Annotated in this window: 23 protein-coding genes and 1 tRNA gene; 2 read left to right on the forward strand and 22 right to left on the reverse strand. The window is 39.7% G+C overall.

Features of this window, described 5'->3' with window-relative positions:
• Positions 1 to 48: 48 nt before the first annotated feature.
• The 21 genes from AAEU28_RS03320 to AAEU28_RS03420 all read right to left on the reverse strand — a co-directional run bounded on the left by AAEU28_RS03320 (position 49) and on the right by AAEU28_RS03420 (position 20,216).
• Entirely contained in the window at positions 49 to 1,122 is a 1,074-nt protein-coding gene (locus AAEU28_RS03320; protein ID WP_421962927.1) for a DUF6136 family protein, read from the reverse strand.
• A 5-nt stretch (positions 1,123 to 1,127) separates the two neighbouring features.
• Positions 1,128 to 1,712, reverse strand: coding sequence for an ABC transporter ATP-binding protein (locus AAEU28_RS03325; RefSeq protein ID WP_421962928.1), 585 nt, complete (start codon positions 1,710 to 1,712; stop codon positions 1,128 to 1,130).
• A gap of 75 nt (positions 1,713 to 1,787) precedes the next feature.
• Positions 1,788 to 1,862 (reverse strand) — tRNA-Arg (locus AAEU28_RS03330).
• 95 nt (positions 1,863 to 1,957) lie between these two features.
• Positions 1,958 to 2,620: a FlgO family outer membrane protein gene (locus tag AAEU28_RS03335; protein WP_421962929.1), complete on the reverse strand. Its 663-nt coding sequence runs from the start codon at positions 2,618 to 2,620 to the stop codon at positions 1,958 to 1,960.
• Between the two features lie 9 nt (positions 2,621 to 2,629).
• Complete coding sequence (locus AAEU28_RS03340) at positions 2,630 to 3,304, reverse strand: FlgO family outer membrane protein (protein ID WP_421962930.1); 675 nt, start codon at positions 3,302 to 3,304, stop codon at positions 2,630 to 2,632.
• 13 nt (positions 3,305 to 3,317) lie between these two features.
• A complete protein-coding gene (locus AAEU28_RS03345; RefSeq protein ID WP_421962931.1) occupies positions 3,318 to 3,941 on the reverse strand; it encodes a FlgO family outer membrane protein in 624 nt (207 codons plus the stop codon).
• A 54-nt stretch (positions 3,942 to 3,995) separates the two neighbouring features.
• Complete coding sequence (locus tag AAEU28_RS03350; RefSeq protein WP_421962932.1) at positions 3,996 to 4,781, reverse strand: SPOR domain-containing protein; 786 nt, start codon at positions 4,779 to 4,781, stop codon at positions 3,996 to 3,998.
• Positions 4,762 to 7,602, reverse strand: a complete 2,841-nt coding sequence (locus AAEU28_RS03355) for a hypothetical protein (RefSeq protein ID WP_421962933.1) — start codon at positions 7,600 to 7,602, stop codon at positions 4,762 to 4,764. Before AAEU28_RS03355 ends, AAEU28_RS03350 begins: the two co-directional genes overlap by 20 nt.
• An 89-nt stretch (positions 7,603 to 7,691) precedes the next feature.
• Positions 7,692 to 8,486 carry a molecular chaperone gene (locus tag AAEU28_RS03360; RefSeq protein ID WP_421962934.1) on the reverse strand — a complete coding sequence of 265 codons (795 nt, stop codon included), beginning with the start codon at positions 8,484 to 8,486 and terminating at the stop codon, positions 7,692 to 7,694.
• 24 nt (positions 8,487 to 8,510) lie between these two features.
• Positions 8,511 to 8,945 carry a DUF4402 domain-containing protein gene (locus AAEU28_RS03365; protein ID WP_421962935.1) on the reverse strand — a complete coding sequence of 145 codons (435 nt, stop codon included), beginning with the start codon at positions 8,943 to 8,945 and terminating at the stop codon, positions 8,511 to 8,513.
• A 14-nt stretch (positions 8,946 to 8,959) separates the two neighbouring features.
• Entirely contained in the window at positions 8,960 to 9,577 is a 618-nt protein-coding gene (locus AAEU28_RS03370) for a hypothetical protein (RefSeq protein ID WP_421962936.1), read from the reverse strand.
• Between the two features lie 170 nt (positions 9,578 to 9,747).
• Complete coding sequence (locus tag AAEU28_RS03375) at positions 9,748 to 10,275, reverse strand: hypothetical protein (RefSeq protein WP_421962937.1); 528 nt, start codon at positions 10,273 to 10,275, stop codon at positions 9,748 to 9,750.
• Between the two features lie 427 nt (positions 10,276 to 10,702).
• The gene (locus tag AAEU28_RS03380) at positions 10,703 to 11,005 is read right to left on the reverse strand and encodes a hypothetical protein (RefSeq protein WP_421962938.1); all 303 of its coding nucleotides are present in this window, start codon (positions 11,003 to 11,005) and stop codon (positions 10,703 to 10,705) included.
• Between the two features lie 380 nt (positions 11,006 to 11,385).
• Complete coding sequence (locus AAEU28_RS03385; protein ID WP_421962939.1) at positions 11,386 to 11,604, reverse strand: hypothetical protein; 219 nt, start codon at positions 11,602 to 11,604, stop codon at positions 11,386 to 11,388.
• A gap of 645 nt (positions 11,605 to 12,249) precedes the next feature.
• A complete protein-coding gene (locus AAEU28_RS03390) occupies positions 12,250 to 13,083 on the reverse strand; it encodes a thymidylate synthase (RefSeq protein WP_390441085.1) in 834 nt (277 codons plus the stop codon).
• Between the two features lie 15 nt (positions 13,084 to 13,098).
• Positions 13,099 to 13,887, reverse strand: coding sequence for a prolipoprotein diacylglyceryl transferase (lgt, locus tag AAEU28_RS03395; protein ID WP_421962940.1), 789 nt, complete (start codon positions 13,885 to 13,887; stop codon positions 13,099 to 13,101).
• A 9-nt stretch (positions 13,888 to 13,896) separates the two neighbouring features.
• Complete coding sequence (locus tag AAEU28_RS03400) at positions 13,897 to 14,709, reverse strand: sulfite exporter TauE/SafE family protein (protein ID WP_421962941.1); 813 nt, start codon at positions 14,707 to 14,709, stop codon at positions 13,897 to 13,899.
• Positions 14,710 to 14,793: 84 nt separating this feature from the next.
• The gene (ptsP, locus tag AAEU28_RS03405; protein WP_421962942.1) at positions 14,794 to 17,067 is read right to left on the reverse strand and encodes a phosphoenolpyruvate--protein phosphotransferase; all 2,274 of its coding nucleotides are present in this window, start codon (positions 17,065 to 17,067) and stop codon (positions 14,794 to 14,796) included.
• Between the two features lie 15 nt (positions 17,068 to 17,082).
• Positions 17,083 to 17,610 (reverse strand): RNA pyrophosphohydrolase, encoded by a 528-nt coding sequence (gene rppH, locus AAEU28_RS03410; RefSeq protein ID WP_138480969.1) that lies wholly within the window; start codon positions 17,608 to 17,610, stop codon positions 17,083 to 17,085.
• A 525-nt stretch (positions 17,611 to 18,135) separates the two neighbouring features.
• Positions 18,136 to 19,164, reverse strand: coding sequence for a methionine synthase (locus AAEU28_RS03415; RefSeq protein ID WP_421962943.1), 1,029 nt, complete (start codon positions 19,162 to 19,164; stop codon positions 18,136 to 18,138).
• 77 nt (positions 19,165 to 19,241) lie between these two features.
• Positions 19,242 to 20,216, reverse strand: a complete 975-nt coding sequence (locus AAEU28_RS03420; RefSeq protein ID WP_421962944.1) for a DUF1852 domain-containing protein — start codon at positions 20,214 to 20,216, stop codon at positions 19,242 to 19,244.
• 477 nt (positions 20,217 to 20,693) lie between these two features.
• On the opposite strand from AAEU28_RS03420, the gene AAEU28_RS03425 reads away from it, so the two are divergent.
• Entirely contained in the window at positions 20,694 to 21,503 is an 810-nt protein-coding gene (locus AAEU28_RS03425) for a sulfite exporter TauE/SafE family protein (protein ID WP_421962945.1), read from the forward strand.
• A gap of 96 nt (positions 21,504 to 21,599) precedes the next feature.
• The gene (gene mutH / locus AAEU28_RS03430; RefSeq protein ID WP_138631299.1) at positions 21,600 to 22,274 is read left to right on the forward strand and encodes a DNA mismatch repair endonuclease MutH; all 675 of its coding nucleotides are present in this window, start codon (positions 21,600 to 21,602) and stop codon (positions 22,272 to 22,274) included.
• Positions 22,275 to 22,280: 6 nt separating this feature from the next.
• On the opposite strand, the gene AAEU28_RS03435 is transcribed toward mutH, so the two are convergent.
• Positions 22,281 to 23,288, reverse strand: coding sequence for a glucokinase (locus AAEU28_RS03435; RefSeq protein WP_421962946.1), 1,008 nt, complete (start codon positions 23,286 to 23,288; stop codon positions 22,281 to 22,283).
• Between the last annotated feature and the right edge of the window lie 2 nt (positions 23,289 to 23,290).

Consider the following 23,290-nt stretch of genomic DNA (forward strand, 5'->3'; position numbering starts at 1 on the left):
AACAAAAAAGGCCCTTTCGGGCCTTTAATTCAATTGTGTTAATTCATATTAAAAAATAACCATGAGCATGATGAAACTTATTGCCAATGAAGCCCAGACCACAGCCATAAATTGCGGCCTATTCTTACAAAGAATCAGTACAAGCGGCGTGATCAATAAGCTCATCCACATGCTCACATGCGATGAAAAAAGGCAAAGCATAGGCAAAGTAAACATGCTCGATAGCGTAATCAAATACACATACTGAGACCGTTTTATTTGCGTGAACTGATTTAAACTTCTCCAAAATAGCTGATGCTTTCGAACATACTGGTTCGTTTCTATAAATAAACTTGACCACCATAGCTGGTTTATTAATGCACCACCTAATGCATACCAATGCACAAGATCAGAACGCTCAGTCACTATTATAAAGACCGCCCAAAACACTAGACCGCTCATAGTAACGCGCCAAGTGAGTGACCAAATGTTGTCTTTAAAATAGCTCAGCCAAAATGTCCAAGGTGTAATAGTTATCTGATAAGAACAATTGAGCCGTTTTGGTAAATAAAGCGAGAATAAAAGCAATGCATTTAGCGCTAAAAAAAACATCAAGACTGATTCGAAAAACAATAGACCTATAAATGCAAGAATACTTGCCCAGATAACTGCCGCAGGTCGATACATTAATACAAGAGCGAAACTAAGCTGTGTAAAGGCAAACGCAAGATAGTGCGGCGCACGGCTTAGCTTGTCTGCCCCCATTGATATCATTAAGAACACACTTAAGCCAAACAACAGATGGCACATCATTAAAGCAGTAATATCACTGAGTATTTGCGGTAACTTATTTTTAAGTAATGTGATATGAAAAGTGCGATATTTTAGGTCTAAAATCGCAGGTTTTAACACCGTGAGTAATAAGGACTGAAAAATTAAGTACGCCAAACCGACTTGCATACTGACCACTTCACTGCTGCTTTGTACAATTTTACCTAAGCCAAAAAATAAGCCCGCAATAAGCCCTGGCAAAAAAATATAAAACAGCGTCATGAGCATAAGTACAAACTGTTGAAGCTGTTTAAATAGCTCATTTATGGCAAGACTAAATGCCTGATGACGGTATGAAAAGTAATGCTTCATAGCGCTTACTCTGCAAACAAAGGTTGTTTATCGAAGCCAATTTCAACGAAGGGTTCTGGCTCATGACAACTAATTATTAATTGCCCTTTATACTGCTCAATCCACGCAAGTAACGCTTTTACACTATCAGCATCAAGCGCTGCACTTGGCTCATCTAGAATTAAATAATCACAGTGACGCATCATGGCATTAATTAATTGCAGTTTCTTTTGATTACCCGATGACAACTCACCCACTTTAGTATCGAGAAACTGATTGAAGTGTAACATCTCACAAAGCGTATCTGGCCATTCACATTGCCAACTAGATTGTGTGAGCGTTAATACTTGTTTCGCTGTTAAAAATGTAGGAAAAGGGATTTTATCTGAGGCTATAGCAACCTGACTCTGTAATTGCGTAACCTTTTCCCCATCTAATAAAATGTCACCACTGTAATGAGGGTCGAGGCCAGCAATAATGGTAAATAATGTTGTTTTCCCCAAACCATTTTCGGCTTCAATACACATCTTATTTGCATTAAAAGCGCTTGAGTAATTTTGAAAAACGATTTTATTTGCAAAGCTCTTGGTTAGATTTCTAACTTCAATCACACGGTACTCCTTTTTGAAGAGCATGACTGTAGCATATTTCGGGATAAAGATTCGGGAAGAATAAAAGAAGTTTACTGGCAGCCTCTACAGGAATCGAACCTGTAACTACCCCTTAGGAGGGGGTCGTTATATCCATTTAACTAAGAGGCCAAGCCATTGATATTTATAATATATAGCTAATCACTCAGATTCAAGCCTACTGAGCTTACTAAACTAAAATTTATGCGACGAGAATTCAATTTAGGTTATCGTGAAGACACCAAAATGTTTTCAGACCTTAGCACATACCAAGGGATCATTTTACTTGATGTCGCGATGACTTTCTTACTTTCAAGCGACATAACACGCGCATTCACAAGCACGCCTTTTTCTCGATACAGCATAGTGCCCGACAGCACGTATTCAGCATCATCAGAGCTAAACTTTGCTTTGGACTTTCGGCTAAATACATAATCTCCCATACGAGAAATATGTCCGTTGTCCATTAGTTTAGTATCGACAACTTGATAGCCAAAACGGTGAAGTTGATGCATAAATGTTTCAGCAAGTTGGTTTCCTAACTGATCACTGGTTTGCAACGTGCCATCTAAACGTACAAATGAAGCCACGGCGAGTTCTGTCGACATATTCTGTGTTTCACTCAGTAAATCAGATAACTCAATGGCCATTTGCTCTACATAATTGTCAAGTTTTACAAAATGGTTCATTGGCACATAATCAGGCTTGGTTTGCTGCATTTCTTCGAGTTCAGGCTCAGGCTGCATTTGAGCAGTCATCTCATCAATGGCCATTGACTGCTCATTCATCACAACCACTGATTGACTCATGGTTGGCTGCCCCATTAATAAACTACAGCCAGATAACATAAATGTTGCAATTGGCACTGAAAGCAAAGTGAGAGATTTCATAAGGACCCCCTATCGCGCGCTCGATTTCAGCATAATACCGTCAGTGCGCTCACTACTACCTAGCGCATCTAATACGGCTTGAGGTATTAAACCTTGCGCTGAACCCACAACAGCTTTACTTTGCAAGCCAACAACACGGACGTTAACTAATACACCGCCTTTATGATTGACTAAAGTGCCAGCCATCACATACTGAAAGTTTTGCTCTTCATCTAGTTCTAGATAATCACGACTGAATACGAAATCGCCTTTTGGCGTGACGCGCATGTAGCCAGTGGTTTTGAAGTCGATAACAGGAATGCCGTATTGATAAAGTTCATGCATAAAGCTTTCTGAGATCTGGTTACCCAGTAGTGTACCCTCGTCGTACTTATCATCCAAAAATACAAAACTGGCAACAGCCAACGGCGTATTTTGATTTACATATTTTAAGTTCGACGCTAGGTCTTGCATCATACCGCGAACATAATGATTGATATTTTTCTTAGGACCATTGTGTGCGCCAAACATTTGCTTTTGATCTGGCGCTTCTGCTTGGAAAAACTGATTGGTATTGAGAGGTGACTGAATACTACGCGTTACTTTGCTCGAATGGATAGTTTGCGCATTACTTTCATAACTCTCTTGCATTGCAGCGCAGCCCACAACAGATAATGCTAATAATGATGTTAACAGTGCTTTCATGTTCTGCTCCTAATTAATACTCTGCTCGGTATAGTTTGTCGTTGCGCATTTGTACTTTTTCGTCTGTCCACATGACATTAATCGGCACCTCGGTAAAAGCCGCTGATATCACTTGCCCGTTAAGCACGTTAACCAATCGTGCATTAATCATGTTTGCATGCTCTTGTCGTGTGATCGTACCAAGGATCACGTAGTCAATGTTTTGACGAGCTCGAAGGCTATTGAGATCTCGAGTCAACATATCTTCATGATGTTCACTGACAGTGATTGAATTACTCAGTCTATGCTCAACCATGCTGTAACCCAATTGCGTCATCTGGGTAATAAGACTTTCTTGAATTTGCTGGCTCAGGCCACTGCTTTGTTGAACGGCAGTTTTTTGCCCCAGCTCCGTTGCCATAGTGAAGCTCATTACGGCAATGCTGGCATTTCTCAATCTGCCCGCCTCACCTCGATATAACTGCGAAGCTAGGTTACTGGTGTATTGATGAAGTGAGAAACTAGACATGCCCTTTACCTCCATAGGTAAAGACCCCTCTACTCCTTTGGGGTTAGCAAGTTCTTCTTCTCGTTTAATCTCATTTAATAACTGGCAGCCACTTAATAACGTGATCAGGGCTAATATACACAGGCGCATGACAACTCCGCATAACTCTTTTCTTTGTAAAAGCAAGAATCACGCCACAACAAACTACAGCCAGTCTCGTTGATTAAGGCCGCCAAACTGTGAAACAAAACAACTCACTTGATGTTTTTGCCATTGCGAACAGACTGCTTGAGCTTGTTCTTTTGTTGCAAACGCACCAAATTTGAGTCGATAAAATTGTTGCTGACCAATTTGTTTAGGCTCAAGTCTCGCTTCTTGTATTTCTTGGTCAGAATTCGCTAGCTTTACTCTCAATGTTTTATACACTTGCTTTGCTTTTTGTCTGCTTTTTACCGACGCAACCTGCACAGAATATTTTGCAGTTAATAAGTTACTGCTCGGTTCCTGAGTCGCAACTGTGTCTAAAGCAGGCAGTGCTGAAGCCAATGCATGTTCTTGAACCGGTTTATCTGCCTTAAAGAGAGAAATAACGACCTCTTCTTTTTTGTCTTTACGTGGTACTTGCGAAAGAAGTGTGCTACTTGACTTATCCGCTGACTCTTCATTTTTACCTTGCTTATGTTGGTTGTTATCGGCCAAAGTGAAGTTTGCTTTATCATTATTTGCAACAAGACGATTTAAATCACGCACTAACACACCCAAAGTTTGCTCATAGGCGAGTAAGCGGTCTATGCCAGCCTTGTTTTCTTGCCATTGTCGAGCCATTTCTTTTAAATGCTGATACTCCTGCTGAGTTAAAGTGACTGCTTGCCCGTTTAAGCTTGCTTGCTGCTCTTTTGACATTGAAGCACAGCCATTAAGCGTAATTGCACACACTATAAGTAAAAAGCATGCCTTTATTTGTGATTTATTATTGTGTGAACTGAACATATTTAACCTCACAAGTTAACCCTTTACTTACTGCATCTAAGCACAGTGCGGTGATTTTATCTTTATCGTCATGATCGTATGAAACAGACAACAACCATACGCCATCATTTTGTTTAATAAAAAACGGCGAAACACCCAGTATGTTGTGCCATTTATTTTTCACAAGCTGCCAGTACGCCTTCAAAATATCTAAATTATTGAACTGACCAACGACGGCAACGTATCCTGCATAGCGCTGTAAATTTTTGAGCTGAATATTAACGTCAGAAAGTACATCACCACGAGGTGACAATATCACCTGCGCTTGCGTGTTATACCCTAGCTGCTTTGTTTCTAGCTTGTGTTCATCAACAAAGATGCCGTACTCTCCAGGTCTTAGATCTGTAAACAGGTAATAGCCATCAAACTCAGAAATAGCCTCAGCCACGACTGTTTGATGCTTATCTTTTAATTGCAGCTTAGTGTGCGCAATCGGTTTGCCATTTTCATGGTATAAAACGCCTTCAATTTCACCGGAATAAACGACTGGAATATCTAATGAAGCCATTGCCCCAGCCCTAGGTGTAAGAGAATAACCTTCATTAGCTGGCAACATGAAAGGATCTGCGAAACTGGTTTCGACGACTTCAATATCAGTGCGACGATTTGCCATAACTCCAGCTAAAACAGCCACGCCTCGCTCATCTGTTTTTGCTTTTCGATACGACTGTATCGCTCTTACAGTGACATTTTCTAAAGGCGCTTCTGTACTATCAAAAATACCATTATCATTTTCATCAAAGAAGACTCTAACAATAATGGTGCCTTTATTTGAGAGTCTTTGCTTAGAGCCAAAAAACTGCTCATTCAATTGGTTATAACCAAAACTAAACCGAGTTGAAAGTTGTAGCTGCCAATCGTCATCACTGTCGTATTGTGCGGACGTGTTTAAAATAAAGTCATCAAAAGAGAAATTAAGCCCAAGCTCGGTACTTTCGAGACCCGAGTCAACGGCACGCTTAAACCTGAGTTGACCTCTTAAGGTATTATTAAAGCTGCGGATAAAATCAGCTGAGTAATCACTTACTTTCAGCTCTGGGTAAATAAAATAACCAAGATTAAACCTGACATATGAACGCCTTAAATTAGCTTTAAAATTTAAGTTCCCAGAGCCATACTCATCTGTACCCTGCCAAGACCAGTCAAGTTGATTGCCCAAAGCGTATTTTGAAAAGCGATAGTTAAGATCATGACTCAAACGAGTTACGCGTGTTCCATCTGTGTTTGTCACTTCAAGACTAGTTAAATAGTTTAGTCGTGTGCGCTGTTTTTTATAAATATCACCAGCCAGAGTTGCTTTAAGCGTATTCACAGCGACTTCAGAAAAACGCTCTCTGCTTAATGCGAATCTAAGGCGTTGCTCTGATACTAACAACCTCGCTGTGGCTTCACTCAAATAATTTTCAGAGTTACGACCTTGATGTGACAAATTAAACAGCACCTTTCCATTTGGCTTATAACTTAACCCCGACGCAAATTCCTGAGTTGCTTTTGCCTCTTCGGTAAATTTTGAAGCCCCGACATAGGCACTTAATTGATGAGAGAAAACATGTTCGAAACGACCTGAGAGTCTCACTTCTCCGGCATCAAAAGTACTTTGTGTATCACTTAAGACGCGCTTGCCGTCTCTATTGATTGAAATAGCGTAGGTGCTTTTCCCTACCTCTTCTACACCCTCACTGAAATAGCGCTCAGTGTATTTTTCAACTTGGCCTTCGGTCCCATACTTAACGACTTCAAAAATATTTTCACCGAACAGGAGTTCAATATTGTCGAAGAAGAACACACCAGCTTGAATATCGAGTTTTTGATCTATCAAGATGCCATTCTGATACAGCTCTATGTCCCAGCCATCGTCTGCAACTCCATTAATTGACACACGCCCTGAGCTCGTTTTAGCTAGCAGCGGAGCATTCGTTAAGCTCACCCCTTGCGATAAACTGCCAATTGCGCGCTCGCCAAATAAAATAGGTTGAATATCACCAAACTTAATTTCACTAGCATTCAAGCCAAAAAGTGCACCTTGGGGAGATTGACGACTAAAGGTAAGCCTTGAGTCTTGAAGTAGATCGCCACTTTCCCCAGATAAGAAGTATTCCGACCGTAAATAAGCTAATTCGTTTGAACCTGTCAGTGCATAACTTAATAAGTGATCATTATCAGAATATCGATAACGTGTATTTAAATCGAATAAAGGAGTTGATAAGGCTTGGTAACTGCTATCAATCTCTGGAAATAAAGCACCACCTTGCGAAGACGTAGTGTTAATTTGCTGAGCTTGTCTGGCTAGTGCTTGTTCAACAGGAAAATAGCCTTTACCTTGGATTGTTAAAGACTGCTGAACATAGTCTGTGCTTAATTCAAAATCAAACCATGCTTGTAACTGCCGAATATCAACATAAAGTGACCCACCTTCAAACAATAGTACGGTCTTTTCGAGCTGTTGCTCTTCACTATTCAGAACTAATTGATAGGTTTCAGCGTCAAGTAGAAAACGGTTATCAGGGTCTTTAAACCAGCCTTCCGCTTTATTGTTTGTATAAGATATTGGCAGAGAAAATAAATCTATAAAGTTCTCTAGCTCAACATAATACGCATGCGGGTTTTTAATCGCCGTTAGCTCGCCAATATAGTTTTGGTTTAAATTTGCTGATAAAAACAGTACTTCACCGACAGGGATATGCTCTCCTGATTGTGCGTCTATTTGTTTGTTAGGTTTGGGGTTTTTAGCATCCGATAATGTATTTTGGATGGAGTTCAGTACCTTGATCACTGCGCGCACATCAGTCGAGGCCTCAACTGTAAAAACAGAAGCAACCAATAACAGGATACTGAGATAAGGCAAATAAAAGCGCACGAAAGAAATAATGATTAGTTAATATCGATTTGCTGCTCGAAAAATACCTCTCCCTGATATTCTTTTTGTCCTGAGTACTTAAGCGTAAGTTTGCCAGTACCAGATAAACGATATCCATCAAGGAGTGTCATTGGTAATAAAGCCCGCTCAAGCTCTGAATGGATACTGTAATTTTCAATGATTCCAATTCTCTGTTTTTCAGCTTTCCCGCTTGGTGTAAAAAAAGCCTCGACCTTTCCAAAGCTGCTAAAGTGACCTTGCTTTACCATTGAGATTTTAAGTGTATCGTTTTCTTCAGCTCGCTTAAGGTCAAGCCCTGCCAATGAAACAACAGGTGTTTCTCTTTCGACTCGTAAAATAATGGGTAATGAATAATTAACTTGTATGTCTATATTAATACCTTTTGAAGCCGAGGATGTCTGTGCTTCAGGCAAGGCACTCAATAATAAGTGAGAGCGGTATTCTCCCGGCGCAAATGTTTTAGTGCGTCGCACTGAGAGTTTAATGATTTGTTTTTGACCTGGTGCTAAGCGTATTTGGCTTGGGCTCATTCTTACCATTGAACTTAAAGATTTATCATGCGTACCTTCTAGATTTCTATATCCCCCCTCAGGCAATGCGGCTCTTTCTTGCCAAGATAATCGGTAGCTCTGCACTTTATCTGAGTTATTCACCACTATTAATCGCTCTGCTCTTTGTCTTTCTTCAAAAGCAACTCTCGTGGGTGAAATCAAAATATTTGCACTCGCTGCAAACGAAGATGAAAGGCATGCTAAAAATATAAATAAAGCAGAAAGGTATCTAAACAAGGTTATAGCCTTAAAATCGAAAAGTTAGTATGAAAGCTCAATACTGACAGAGCCTTGATACTCTCCATCATTATATACAGCTCCGTCTCCGGAGGTTTGTAAAATTGCGCCGATAACCAGCTCAATCTCACCATATGCGTTAGTCTGAGCTGTTGGATTGAAAAGTAGTTGATTAATCGTAAATGCAGCTGAATTATCACTTAACTCAACATTTAAACTTGAGCTACTAAAGTTAATTAAGGTGTTAGCTGGTAGAGCCTCAAAGAAGAGTCTAGCAGGATGTCCTCTTTCCATAATATGTATGTCATTAGTTGATGACATAGCACTGTTTGTCGGCAGTTTAAGGGTGCTAACTCTGTCATTACTTGCGACAACTATGGTGCCAAAATCGAGTGATTCAAGCACATCAGCGAATACTGATGTGCTCACTAAAGAAAGTACTAATACACTTCTAATCAATGACTGACCTTATTTTAGTAACTTACTGTAACAGCGACAGTACCTGTGTAATCTCCGTCTACATATTCGCCATTGATATCATCAGTAGTCAGCGTCGCACCTAAGTTAAACTCTGCGTTACCAGAACCATCTGTGGTGATTGTGCCTTGGTTTGTTGTTATTGCGATGTCTTGGTTGGCGTTTTGTCCCACTGTGGCATAAAGCGTAAATGCGGTGATCTTAAACACTGGTGTAGTACCGGGTCCCGTTGTCGCAAGTTCTACCGGTGTCGTACCAACATCTGGCAATTCAATCGTTAATGGCGTGTATTTAGTGGCTTCTGCGATTGTAAGCTGAGCAGGTTGTGCCGAGGCAGAATCTAAAATATCCATAATAGCTGGATCTGAACCGCCAGCAGCCGTTGTTGAAATTTGTAAATTCGGGTTTGCAGGTACACTTAATGCTGCCGCTGAAGATGCCTTTGATACGGCCCTTACAGTACCGAAGTCTAACGTCTGCTTTACTTCAAGCTTAAAGGTGTTTTGAACGGTTACTTTTGCATCAACATTTTGCGTTTGCGAACTCGCCAAAGAAGATAAAGTAAAAGTAGATAAGGCTATTCCTAGAGATAAAGTAAGTAGGTTTTTTGTCATAACAGTGTCCTTAATAAAAGTGCGAGCGCCTTCAAAATATCAACTTTAAATTATTTGATAGTTTATTATCCCAAATAATTCTTAATCATCATACAGAATCAAGGTTATTGTTTGAGACATATCAATAATTTGAACACTGTACTTTCATTTAAAGCTAATACTTTTGTTTATTATCTATTTTCTTCAACTGTACACAATACGTCAATATTATTAATAAAGACACACAGCTTATTTGCATCATCTCTATTTTTTACCGTCTTTAACGTCGGCACAAATCTACTTTGTAACCGATGAGTTTGTTCTAATATTGAGCTTGACAAAAGAGTCTCTAATTTAGGTAGATGTGTATAAACCTTGTTGAGCTGAGCCTGGGCACTGCTTTCACTGAATACAGGCTGTAAGCTTAGCTTGAACCCATGCGCTTTTTTTGTGTGAGAAGTTTTCAAATGAAGATTTTTATCTATCTTGTGTTGTTCAATTTTTGGTTGAGTACGCAAAGAAGCCGGAAGGTTTTGTAAATCACTTTGTTCAGATAACGCAGCAATCAAGACTTTAAGATCTTGTTCCATAGAAACTAAACGCTTTAGTTCTTCTTTGTTGTTCTGAAGCTCTATTAAAAAGGCATCATCAGCAGTCTTTTTATTTGATTGAGTTATTGAAACAGATGAGTTCTGAGGGCTTGTACAAGCAACTAACACACAAAAAATAACAAGTAACGCAATGTGTCTTAGCATAAAACCTCTTAGGATCAGACAACAAACAAGTAAATCTTTTGATATTTTACAACGGTAAAGTGTCAGATTCTAGAGATCGTGTTAAGCGGAATATAACTTCAACTGCTAAGTCATATTAAGATATGAATGAAAGTGTGCCAACCGACTCTCAGCCATGACACACTAAATTACACTTATTCTTTTCATCAACTAATGTAATTAGTTACTCGTTCAAAAATACTCACTGCACCAACTAACATAAATGGTAATGCAACTAGAGACTTAATTTTTTTGTTTTTAAAAAAAATAATTAAAACCAAGACGACTAGAGAAAATAAAAAAGGATAAATAATATAGTTCTCCAGTCTAAAAACTCATCATATCAGCAGACAATTAAAAACCTTTTAAAAAGTCAAGCATCATTACTCTCAACTTTTTCCAACTTGGAATAAATTCCAATAAACCGGGTAAATATAAAATAAAAAAACAATGAAAATATAGACATAAATACGGTAATTTCTATTGCTTCAAACCCTCTGCCAGCACCGTAAACACCGACTAGACCACCAATTATTGTCATAATAAAAGGTATGCTCTTCCTATGTATTCTTAGGTAAGTGGAGCAGCTTACACACAAAATAATTTCTTGCCTCTTTAACATATAAATTTGCTTTTGGCTCATCTCAGCATTACATTTCGGGCAATATTTTTTCATATTAAACATCCATATACCTAGCAATAACATTTAAATATTAATATCAATCAAATTATCAAAGAGTATAATTCAAACAAAAACATTAACGCGCAAATAGAGATAGGTAAAAATAAATATATTTTACTCTTAGCTTGAGGAATAAGCTCGTCTAACTCTTTTACACTTTTACACAAAAACAATTTTGGATTATCCATCATAAATAATGAAAAAATACTTCCCGAGAATAATACTATTGATAAATTATAATTAACTGAGTATAGATAAAATCCTAAGAAAAGATTTAAAAATGACGTAAAGCAAGCGATCCTAACAAGTGTTTTTGGTTTCATATTACAAACTCCTATGAGTGGACTGCTTAATAAAGCAGTCCATTTTTAAATTTACCTAATTATGTGTGTATATATTGCCGAACCAATGCCCCAACCTAAGCCAAAAGAAAAACCCAAGGCTCCCCCTATAACGCCGCCTCGAGTTGCTCCAATTGATGATCCAGTTAGTGCTGCACCTCCAACAGTCCCTAAAGCAACCCCCCAATTAAAACCTTCTAGTGCATCTCCACCTTTTACTTGTTCAACTTCTTTCATGTTTAATTCACGCATAGTATATACTCCGTATATCCGAGCTTTCTGACAGACTCGGAACAGTTAAGTGCAATCCTTAATTAATAGCGTTTAATTTGGCTAGTTTTAGTTTCACTACAAGCTGACTAAAACTAGCCTCCCTTCTCCTAGACTCGCAAAAATTTAACGAGCAAAGAAAATCCATTTATAAAAAACAGCTCACTTTCAATGAAATTCATAAATAACTATAAAGCCAAGAATAAAGTAACATTATAAAAAGCTTTTTATTGAATAAGAAAAAGGTAGGACGGTGTAACAAAAACGTCAAATTAGCATTTAAATAAAACCTTTCAAGATACATACAAATCGAAAAATCAAACAGTAAGTTTCTGAAATAAGTAAAATTTTAAATACTATGAAATATTTACAAGATGAAATTTAAAAATAAAATTTAGGAATTTAACATAAAGAAAAACAAAAAATTATTACGTAAATTTTAACAAAGAAAAATACAGATTAATTAAGCAAAATCATTATTGCCATTTATTAAAAATAAGCGTTTTAAATTCTAATGGGTATGTTTCTTTAAAATAGATAATTAAGATGTTTTGTAGATTTTACTTTGAGGTATTTTTAAAAGTTTGAATAATAAAGCTAGGGTATTGTAACCCTAGCATTGTTATCTTAAATAGAAACTGGTGCTTTGATATGCGGGTGAGCTTGGTAATCAACAAGCTCGAAGTCATCAAACTTGAAGCCGAAAATGTCTTTCACTTCTGGGTTAATTTTCATTGTCGGTTTAGGGAAAGGCGTACGGCTTAATTGCTCATCAACCTGCTCTAAATGATTAAGATATAAGTGTGCATCACCGAAAGTATGAATAAAGTCACCAACTTCTAAGTCACACACCTGAGCAATCATCATAGTTAACAGCGCATAGCTTGCAATATTAAATGGCACGCCTAAGAAAATATCAGCGCTGCGTTGATAAAGCTGGCAAGACAGCTTGCCGTCTAATACATAAAATTGGAATAACGTATGGCATGGCGGCAGTGCTTGCTTACCCATAGCCGCATTTTCACTTGGTGAGTACTGAGTATCAGGCAGTAACGCCGGGTTCCAAGCACTTACTATTAAACGACGTGAATCCGGGTTTGTTTTAATTTGCTCTATCAGCTCTTTGATCTGGTCGACTACTTCACCGTTTGGGCCAGTCCATGAACGCCATTGTGCGCCATACACAGGACCTAGCTCGCCTTCTTCCGTTGCCCAGCCATCCCAAATACTTACGCCATTGTCTTTTAAGTATTGAATATTTGTTTCACCATTCAAGAACCAAAGTAACTCATGAATAATTGAACGTAAGTGACACTTTTTAGTGGTGACTAACGGAAAGCCTTCTTGAAGATTAAAACGCATCTGATAGCCAAACACACTGATTGTGCCTGTGCCTGTTCTATCTTCTTTTTTAGTGCCATTCTCTTTGACATGGCGCATTAACTCTAAATATTGTTTCATAGCGTTTTATAACTCTTACTTTTGTGCAACGGGTTGGGTTTTATATGCCCAAATCATAATACCAAGGCCAGCAATGATCATAGGCGTCGATAGAATTTGGCCTTGTGAAATCAGGCCACCATATAAACCAATATGGGCGTCAGGTTCGCGGAAATATTCGATACAGAATCTAAAGAAACCATAACCGAATAAGAATAGACCAGCGACACTGCCCGTAGGGCGTGGCTTTTTAGCAAACCAAATGAGCATAATAAATAACACTAGGCCTTCGAAGAAAGCTTCGTATAATTGCGATGGATGACGCGGTAATGGCCCACCAGTTGGGAATACCATCGCCCAAGGCACGTCTGACGTACGGCCCCATAATTCACCATTGATAAAGTTACCAATACGGCCTGCCAACAAGCCAACAGGAACCAATGGCACTACAAAGTCGCCAACCGCAAAAGGTGAACGTTTAGTGCGCCAAGCGAAAATGAAAATGGCGGTGATCACACCCAAGGCGCCACCATGGAATGACATGCCGCCTTCCCAGATTTTGAAAAGGTAAAGTGGGTTTTCTAATAAATAGGAGAATTGATAGAAAAGCACATACCCAACTCGGCCACCTAAGATCACACCTATCATGCCGTAGAATAATAAGTCATCAACCTCTTCTGTTTTCCAACCTGAGTTTGGTTTTGCTGCTTGACGCTTACCAAACCACATTGCAAACGCAAAGCCGATTAAATACATGAGTCCGTACCAACGGACACTTAAAGGCCCAATCGAAAAAATGATGGGATCAATTTGTGGAAACTCCATAGCCTTTCCTTAATTAACAATCATGTTAGCAGCGATAACCATGAGTAGCGCTGCAAAGATTTTTTTTATTGTTGAAACAGGTAAATATTGCGTCGACTTTGCGCCTATTGGCGCCATAAACCAAGAGGTTGAGACAATGCCTACGAGAGCCGGTAAATAAACAAACCCAGCAAAGCCTTGTGTCAATTCAAAGTGCTTACTTCCTGCACTGATATAACCAAGCGACCCAAATAAAGCGATTACGATACCACAAGCGGATGCACAGCCGATGGCTTTTTTCATATCCATTGAGAAAAACGTCAACAAGGGTACAAGTAACGCGCCCCCTCCGATACCAATCATCGCAGAAAGGCCGCCTGTAATACTGGTAAAAAAAGTTAAAATAGGGCCATTTGGTAAAGTTCTCGAAGACTGTGTCGCTGTTTTCCTGCTGCTGTAGAGCATTTTTAAAGCAATTAAAACCACGCAAACAGAGAAAATAATCCTAACCACCGCCTCTGGGAGAAAAGAGGCCATAAAGCCACTCACTAAAGCCCCTAATGCCACACCTGACATGATCCAAGGTGCGACTTGCCACGGTACATTACCATTTTTATGATGAGCTAAAGCTGAAGACGTCGAAGTAAATAGAATAGAAGCCAAAGAAGTTGCGATCGCTGCAATCACTACTTGCTCCGCTGGAAGAACATCAAAATGCAACAAAATAGCGCTTAATACAGGTACTATGATAAGGCCACCACCTATCCCTAATAACCCGGCTAAAAAGCCTACACCACTGCCCAAAATGGCACAGTAGAGGACAAGCAGTAACAAGTCATTCATGAACGCATTCTCTTCTTATAATTTGCGCGCTATTTTACCCGATTTGAAATTGATTAAACACCTGAAATAAACCTTAACAAACAGTTAGTGTTTAGATTGGTAGAGCAGTTCACTAAACTCATTCTCAATCATAAAACTCTTAAGTAAGCGGTGAACTTGTTTGGTGGTCGATTGCTTTAAACACTCGCTTAACAGCGCTTCCATATCGGCTACTTTTAAACGCCTGAGTACCCACTTCACTTTACTCATTGTTGAAATGTTCATACTTAAACGGCGATAACCCATTGCTATCAATAAAATAGCGCCTTCAGGTTCACCGCCTAACTCACCACATAAGCTAAAGGGCAGTTCGAGATTTTGACATTGTGAGGCAACTTGGTTGAGCACTCGTAATACACTTGGGTGGAATGGGTCAAAAAGATCGGCTACTTGCGCGTTATTTCTATCAACCGCCAGTAGGTATTGCGTTAAGTCATTACTACCGACCGAGCAAAAGTCGACTTTATCAGCCCACTCAGGCAGTAAATAAATGCTAGAAGGCACTTCAAGCATGACGCCAATTTCTGGTTTCTCTATTTGAATAAATTGATCTGCCCACTCTTCTTGCAACTCAAAGTAAGCTTGCTCGAGTAATTTAAGCGCTTCATCTACTTCTTCGGTATGACTCACCATGGGTAACATTATTTTTAGGTTACCTAATCCCGTATTGGCCTTTAACATAGCTTTAAGCTGATCTAACAACAGCTCAGGATGATCTAGAGAAATCCTGATGCCGCGCCAACCCAGAAATGGGTTTTCTTCTGTAAAATTGAAATAGTCGAGTACTTTATCACCGCCAATGTCGAGGGTTCTCATAACCACATTTTCTGGATGATAGCGAGTTAATACTTCTCTATACCATTGCTCTTGTTCAGCTTGCGTCGGAAACTGCCCTTTTTGCATAAACCAAGCTTCAGTTCGGTATAAACCAACCCCATCACAATATTTGGCAATTTCTTGCTCTGTCGATAAATCTAAACCTGCATTCACTAACAAGCTAATATGCTCGCCATCTAGTGTTACAGCTTCTAAATGATGTTCAGCTTCAAACTTATCGTGTAGTTTACTTTCTTGAAGATGTAACTGTTTATATTCTTTTTTAAGCGCAGGCGTGGGAGAAATATAAACTCGGCCAGCATAAGCATCTAGAATGATGTCTTTGTTTTCAAATTGTAATAGCGGAATGTCTTCAATACCCCAAACAGCAGGAATTCCCATTGCTCGAGTAAGTATAGACGCATGAGAGTTTGCAGAGCCATTCACACTGATCACCCCTTTTAAGCGCTCTTTTGGTACTTCAGCCAACATGGTCGGGGTCAATGTATGCGTAATTAAAATAGTATCTTTTGGATAGGATTTAACAGCTTGCTCTGTACTCATAAGGTGATGTAAAACACGTAACCCTATTTCTTTTACGTCTATTGCCCGCTCTTTTATATAAGGGTCAGACATAGCATTAAATTGGCTCACCAAACTTTCAATGACATATTTTAGTGCGCTTTTTGCATTCCATCCTTGCTCAAGCTGTGCTTCGACCTGTCGGCCTAAGCTCCGAGCATCTAATAATTGCTGATACACTTCAAAAACAGCGACGGCTTCTTTAGGCATAGAATCACTGAATGTTGAAGCCATAATATGAAAATCTTGCCGTGTCGCAGAAACTGCTTGTGCAAAAAGCTTTTTCTGTTGCTCCACATTATCACTTTTTTGCATATCTATGCTTTCAAAATCAAGCTTTGGGATCACAACAAAACCTTGCCCTAAAGCAATGCCAGGAGAACCTGACACCCCTTTTAAAACAGAGGTTTTTTTTGCAGTTGTTTCAACAGACAAAATTGATTTTGCTTCAGTGTTAGCAAGTTGAGATGCTAACTGAGCTGATAAAGTAATTAGAAAAGATTCTTCGTCGTTGCTAAATGAACGCGCTTGCTTTTGCTGTACAACAATAACGCCAATGACTTTTCTCTGATGAACAAGTGGCACCGATAAAAAAGCGTTATAGCCTTCTTCGTGTACTTCAGGAGAGAGTTTGAATCTTGGGTGAGACTGCGCGTGGGCGATATTGATAGGCTCTTCACGTTGTGCAACTAAACCAACCAAGCCCTCTGTAAAGCCAATTCTAAAATTACCGATTGCCTGAGGATTAAGCCCATCACTGGCCATCAAAATGAAGTTATCTTGGCTGTAATCAGCGAAATAGATAGAGCAGCACTCTGTGGCGAGTGCTTCTTTTACCATGGCGACAAAACGATTAAGTGCATCAGTTAATGTGGGCTGTTGCGCCACCGCTTCAACAATGGCTCGTAATGTCGCAAGCACAATCTTCTCCTTAATTTAACGGCGATGTCGCCAATGATTTTGCTCTTTTGGTGTATGCTCTTTTCGATTAAAAGGCATCGCAAATGGCGCAAACTCTTTCATCACTCGGCGATATACATCGCGCTTAAAAGACACCACTTGACGAACCGGATACCAATAACTCACCCAACGCCAATCATCAAACTCAGGGTGATGCGTATGTAGTAAGTCTACATCTTCATCTTTACAACGGAGTTTCAATAAAAACCATTTTTGTTTTTGACCGATACAAACCGGGCTTGAATCTTTCCGGATCAAACGCTTAGGCAGTTTGTACCTTAACCAATGTTTAGAGCTCGCAACAATCTCAACATCTTCTGGTTTTAACCCAACTTCTTCATGTAACTCTCGGTACATGGTTTGCTCTGGGGTTTCACCATCGTCTACTCCACCTTGTGGAAATTGCCATGAATGTTGTCCATAGCGTCGTGCCCAAAAAACCTGACCTTGATTATTGCAGATCACAATTCCGACATTGGCACGAAATCCTTCGGCATCAATCACCTTAGTGCCTCATTTCTTAAGTCGATATTTTTTGATTGTTCCATAAGTTAATGCCTACAGCAAATATAATTCCAGCTTTCTACCACCTTATCCACAGGTTAACCTTAAAATTGAACAACTTTTAATTTTCATAAATTAAATCCACAAAAATACTGTATAAAACTCACTTTCTCCACAGATTCTGTGGATAACTGTGTTTATATTACTGTATTTATCCAAAGGCACAAACTAAAGCAGCACAGCAAGGAAAAAAACAACTAAAAAAACCTCTTATATTTCAGGCAAGTAGAACAAACCACTGTATAAACAAGCGGTTTTTTATTGAGCAAAAATCAAAAAAATAGCACCTTTTGAATCCTGCTCACTTTTCAAACAAACCTATCATATAAGTTAAAAATCATACGTTTCAGCAAGTTGCAAACGTTATATGGTGAGATTAAAGAAGAGGTTTACGAGGTAAATTAGACTAGAAATTTAAAAAACCTTTCTCACAAAGTGAGAAAGGTTTTTATATTGAGTATTAATTTATGCTTGTAATTCTTTGCGAACAATTTCAGCGCCTTTAGCAAGTGCCGCTAACTTGCCTCTTGCGACTTCTCTAGCAAGCGGCGCTAAACCACAATTTGTACTGGGGTAAAGTTTATCAGCATCTACATAACGCAACGCTTCACGTAATGTGTTTGCTACTTCTTCTGGTGTCTCAATGGTATTGGTTGCCACATCAATAGCGCCAACCATGACTTTCTTTCCGCGGATCAAAGAAAGTAGCTCAATTGGTACACGAGAGTTATGACATTCAAGTGAGATAATATCTATGTTTGATTGCTGAAGTTTAGGGAATACCTCTTCATATTGACGCCATTCAGAACCCAATGTTTTTTTCCAATCAGTGTTGGCTTTAATGCCATAGCCATAACAAATATGTACTGCCGTTTCACAGTTTAAACCTTCAATGGCACGTTCAAGGCATTTAATGCCCCATTCGTTTACTTCTTCAAAGAAAACATTAAACGCAGGTTCATCAAACTGGATAATATCGACACCAGCCGCTTCAAGCTCTTTGGCCTCTTGGTTAAGGATCACAGCAAATTCCCAAGCCAATTTTTCGCGACTTTTATAATGGTCATCAAATAAAGTATCAACCATGGTCATTGGACCTGGCAATGCCCATTTAATCGGCTTATCTGTTTGCGCTCGTAAGAACTTTGCGTCTTCTACAAATACAGGTTTTTGACGGGAAACAGGCCCATAAACCGTCGGCACACTGGCATCATAACGGTCACGGATTTTAACTGTGCGGCGGTTTTCAAAATCAACACCATCAAGATGCTCAATAAAGGTCGTGACAAAGTGTTGTCTGGTTTGCTCACCATCGCTGACAATGTCTAAACCAGTTTGATACTGCTCTAGTAATGACACACGTAATGCATCGTGTTTGCCATCAATTAATTCTTGCCCTGATAACTTCCATGGTGACCAAAGTACTTCTGGTTGCGCCAACCAAGATGGTTTTGGCAAACTGCCTGCTGTTGATGTTGGTAATAATGTTTTCATTTTACTAATTCTTTTCTAGGGTGATTAAGCACTCGACCTTACGTAAATGTAAGGCCGTTTTTTTAGGCAAAAGATAATTAAGCGAAGTTTGCCGACCACTGAGCCAAAATACTTTGGTAAGGCTTTATAAAATACTCTTCAGCAAACTTACCTTGCTCTTTGGCTAAACGACTGCGCTCTTCACGGTCATAAACTATGTGCGTTAGTGAATGGTCTAGGTTTTTTAGGTTCGGTTTGTAAACCTTCCCAGCAACCGCATGCGCGTTATAAATCTCTGGGCGATAGATCTTTTGGAACGTCTCCATCGTACTAATGGTGCTTATAAGTTCTAAGTTGCTATAGTCATTTAATAGGTCGCCAAAGAAGTAAAATGCAAAAGGCGCAACACTGTTTGGCGGCATAAAATAGCGCACTTGTAGGCCCATCTTTTGAAAATATTGTTCTGTCAGTGACGATTCATTCGGTAAATATTCAGAACCTAACACTGGGTGCTGGTTTTCTGTACGGCGATACGTCTTGTTATCTGAGACTGATAAACAGATCACCGGTGGCTTTTTGAAGTTGTTTTTATAAGTCTGTGAATTAACAAAATACTGGAATAACTTGCCGTGCAGATCGCCAAAGTCTTCAGGAATACTAAACTGCGGCTTATCTTTATTATGATTTAGAAGCAACACGCTAAAGTCGTAATCACGTACATAAGACGAAAAGTTGTTGCCCACTATGCCTTCAATGCGCTCATTCGTTTGCTTATCTAAAATGTAAGTTTTAAGCACCTCAATCGACGGGAATGCTTCGTCACTCCCCGTAATATCCATATCTACTGATACAATTTCTAACTCAACTGCATAACGGTCGGCATTTGGGTTATCCCAATGGGCAAGGGCGTTAAAGCGGCTGTCGATCATGGTTAAGGCATTACGTAAATTTGCCTGACGACTCTCTCCACGAGCTAAATTGGCAAAGTTGGTGGTGATACGTGTGCTGGTTGATGGCTCGTAGTTTTCATCAAGGCGCTGCGTTTTAATGCTGAAGTTAAAATCGTGACTCATGTGCTCTGTATCCTTTTTACTGAGATAAATAGTAAATTGCTGCTCCCTTCACTTACCTAGCCTTTACTGAATATCTAAGTAAATCATGCTTATCTTGTACTGACTTACTAAGGAATACTTAAATTCGTTTGGTCTTGCGTTCGGAGCCCTATTAGTTATACGGATCCTATAACTTGAAGAAAAACGGTTTAATTTCACCTAAAACTTGAGTTTGATTCACGTTGCAGGGGTCATGCTTGCCCGTATTGAATAATGAAAAGCCAGATTAATGACAAAAACACAATAGAAATCTAGACGTCTAAATAAAATTCATTCCTATATCTATTTCTTTCATACAAAACATGAGGATTTTTCAGTAGTTATCTCCCACTTAACAATAACAAGCCGTTAAGATGTTGATATACTCACGAGCGGTCTAGATGTCTATTTATCGAACGCATCTCAGCAAAGCGTTAATTTCAATGAAGAGAAAACGGAATGAGTGAATTAATACTATTGGTGTTGTACTGTGCATTACTTGGCAGTGTTGTGGGCTTTTTAGCGGGATTATTAGGTATTGGTGGCGGTTTAGTTATCGTGCCAATATTGAGTATTATCTTACTGCATTTTGAAGTGCTACCTACTGAACAAGTGGTTGTTGCAGCCATTGCGACCTCATTGGCTTCTATTCTATTCACCTCGACTTCTTCAGCTATTGCGCATCATAAAAATGGTAACGTGCCATGGGAAATAGCCCCTTGGATAATGACAGGTGTCGCCCTTGGCGCCCTAATAAGCGGCTTCATGGCTGCACTTTTACCTGAACACATTGTCAGAATTGTATTTGCAGTGAGTGTTGTACTTATTGCACTAAAAATGTTTTTAAGCAGTAAAACCGATACGCCTAGTGAGCGCACTTTACCGAATAAAGGTGTATTAACCACGTTAACCACTATAACTGGTGGTCTCTCAGCCATGATAGGAATTGGCGGCGGTGCACTTTTAGTACCGCTGTTAAGCTTTTTCTCGGTCGATATGAAAAAGGCCATTGGCTGCGCCTCTGCTTGCGGCATCGTTATCGCCCTGTTTGGCTCAATTGGTTATATCAGCTCAGGCAGTAGCCATTTTGCACTGACTGATGGCTTTGCCGGGTTTGTGTATTTACCTGCACTGCTTGGTATTGTTTGCACGTCTTGGTTTACCGCCCCCCTTGGTGCCAAAGCCACACACCATCTACCCGTTGCCACTATCAAGAAATTCTTCTCATTTTTACTGGTCGCCATGGCTGCAAACATGATGCTGAGTTAATTGTTCGCTACTAAGCAAAGTTATTGTACCTTTGCTCAGTAGCCTCCCACGCGCTCATTCGTTACAATATCGCTGATTTTGTAACGAGAGCTCACCATGCTAAAACCTTCACCGCCACTCACCATCAATGAACTCATGCAACGCGTTGAGCAAATTGCAGGGCTGACCCTAGGCGAGATTGCGGCTGAGTTTAACTTTAAAACACCTGAGCATTTATTACGTGAAAAAGGCTGGCAAGGTCAATTATTAGAATATGTGTTGGGTGCCACCGCAGGCTCAAAACCTGTACCTGACTTTGAGCACTTAGGTATTGAGCTTAAAACCATACCTATTGGATTTAACGGCAAACCACTTGAGACGACCTATGTATCGGTTGTTCCTCTGACTAACCTGACCGGTATGACTTGGCAATCAAGTACCGTAAAGAAAAAGCTTACCCATGTTTTATGGCTACCGATTCTTGCTGAAAAAACCATTCAACCCATAGATAGAACTATAGGCTCAGGGTTTTTATGGCAACCTAGCGAAATACAAGAGCATCAATTACAAAGAGACTGGGAAGAGCAAATGGAGCTAATTGCACTTGGCCGCATAGATGAAATTTCGGGCCATTTAGGTGAGGTGATGCAAATTAGACCAAAAGCCGCGAACAGCAAAGCGTTAACTGATGTCATTGGGCCAAACGGTACAATGACGCAAACTTTGCCACGCGGCTATTATTTAAAAATTCCGTTTACTACTCAAATCCTAGCAGAACAGTTTGGCCTTTAAGCTCAGCTAGTTTATTTCCTGATTTAAAAATACAGCTGCACCTAACAGACCCGGTTGCGGCTCTGTGATCACAAACACAGGTGTCTGCTCCGCAATATGAGAAAGGCGCCCTTTGGCAATAAAACGCTCACCAAAATCACCTTGTTTTAAAAACTCAATGAACCTAGGCACAATACCTCCAGCGATATAAACCCCACCAAAGCTGCTATTAAGTAATGCAAGATTACCTGCAAAGCTGCCTAGCACTTTACAAAATTGTTGAAGTGCCAAACGACATAAACCACAATTTACTGTAATAGCATTATGCGAAATCTCAGCCGCACTCAAACTGGTTTTGTGTACCGCGGCATGGCGTCCTTCTATGGTGTTTTGGTAATCTACAATCGCACTATAGATCTGCTCTAACCCATAGCCAGACAATAGCTGCTCATAAGAGATCCGTGGTTTTCTGCTATCGAGATAGTTGAAAATGATCAAGTCCAGCTCATCTACCGGTGCAAAATCAATATGCCCGCCTTCTGAGTTAATACAATGCCAGAAATGATTGCCTTGCAGTGTAACCGGTGTAAGGGTTGCAACCCCAAGCCCAGTACCTGGACCACAAATCGAAATGGTACTATTAGCTCTGCCCTGCTGTGGCCCTCGGATATGACACTTTTGCTCATCATTTAAAAAAGGTACTGACATCGCGATGGCTTTGTAGTCATTAATTAAATACAAGCTTTGTAAGCCCAACTCTGCCTTAAGCGCAGTTTGCGAAAACGCCCATGGCAAGTTTGTCATTGAGATCCAATCTTCATCAGTCGGACAGGCAATCGCAAGACAAGCATGTAAGGCCTTACCTGCGATTTCTTGCTCAGCAATATACAACTTAAGCACATCAGACAGTTCAGCAAAGTCAGCACATTTATACGTACTGACATGCGATAACTGATTGTCTTTCGTTGCTTGCGCAATGCGGATATTGGTACCACCAATATCCGCAACTAGCCTAATTTCAGTTACATTATCCATAA

This window comes from Pseudoalteromonas sp. SS15, from assembly GCF_049257195.1.
GTDB lineage: Bacteria > Pseudomonadota > Gammaproteobacteria > Enterobacterales > Alteromonadaceae > Pseudoalteromonas.

What these genes read in the sequence shown, in the direction of transcription:
- AAEU28_RS03335 (WP_421962929.1), bottom strand. Translation starts at nt 2,620, where the DNA reads ATGAAATCTCTCACTTTGCTTTCAGTGCCAATTGCAACATTTATGTTA.
- AAEU28_RS03340 (WP_421962930.1), bottom strand. Translation starts at nt 3,304, where the DNA reads ATGAAAGCACTGTTAACATCATTATTAGCATTATCTGTTGTGGGCTGC.
- AAEU28_RS03385 (WP_421962939.1), bottom strand. Translation starts at nt 11,604, where the DNA reads ATGCGTGAATTAAACATGAAAGAAGTTGAACAAGTAAAAGGTGGAGAT.
- AAEU28_RS03320 (WP_421962927.1), bottom strand. Translation starts at nt 1,122, where the DNA reads ATGAAGCATTACTTTTCATACCGTCATCAGGCATTTAGTCTTGCCATA.
- AAEU28_RS03345 (WP_421962931.1), bottom strand. Translation starts at nt 3,941, where the DNA reads ATGCGCCTGTGTATATTAGCCCTGATCACGTTATTAAGTGGCTGCCAG.
- AAEU28_RS03380 (WP_421962938.1), bottom strand. Translation starts at nt 11,005, where the DNA reads ATGAAAAAATATTGCCCGAAATGTAATGCTGAGATGAGCCAAAAGCAA.
- lgt (WP_421962940.1), bottom strand. Translation starts at nt 13,887, where the DNA reads ATGGAGTTTCCACAAATTGATCCCATCATTTTTTCGATTGGGCCTTTA.
- AAEU28_RS03415 (WP_421962943.1), bottom strand. Translation starts at nt 19,164, where the DNA reads ATGAAAACATTATTACCAACATCAACAGCAGGCAGTTTGCCAAAACCA.
- AAEU28_RS03400 (WP_421962941.1), bottom strand. Translation starts at nt 14,709, where the DNA reads ATGAATGACTTGTTACTGCTTGTCCTCTACTGTGCCATTTTGGGCAGT.
- AAEU28_RS03435 (WP_421962946.1), bottom strand. Translation starts at nt 23,288, where the DNA reads ATGGATAATGTAACTGAAATTAGGCTAGTTGCGGATATTGGTGGTACC.
- AAEU28_RS03420 (WP_421962944.1), bottom strand. Translation starts at nt 20,216, where the DNA reads ATGAGTCACGATTTTAACTTCAGCATTAAAACGCAGCGCCTTGATGAA.
- AAEU28_RS03370 (WP_421962936.1), bottom strand. Translation starts at nt 9,577, where the DNA reads ATGACAAAAAACCTACTTACTTTATCTCTAGGAATAGCCTTATCTACT.
- AAEU28_RS03390 (WP_390441085.1), bottom strand. Translation starts at nt 13,083, where the DNA reads ATGAAACAATATTTAGAGTTAATGCGCCATGTCAAAGAGAATGGCACT.
- AAEU28_RS03425 (WP_421962945.1), top strand. Translation starts at nt 20,694, where the DNA reads ATGAGTGAATTAATACTATTGGTGTTGTACTGTGCATTACTTGGCAGT.
- AAEU28_RS03350 (WP_421962932.1), bottom strand. Translation starts at nt 4,781, where the DNA reads ATGTTCAGTTCACACAATAATAAATCACAAATAAAGGCATGCTTTTTA.
- mutH (WP_138631299.1), top strand. Translation starts at nt 21,600, where the DNA reads ATGCTAAAACCTTCACCGCCACTCACCATCAATGAACTCATGCAACGC.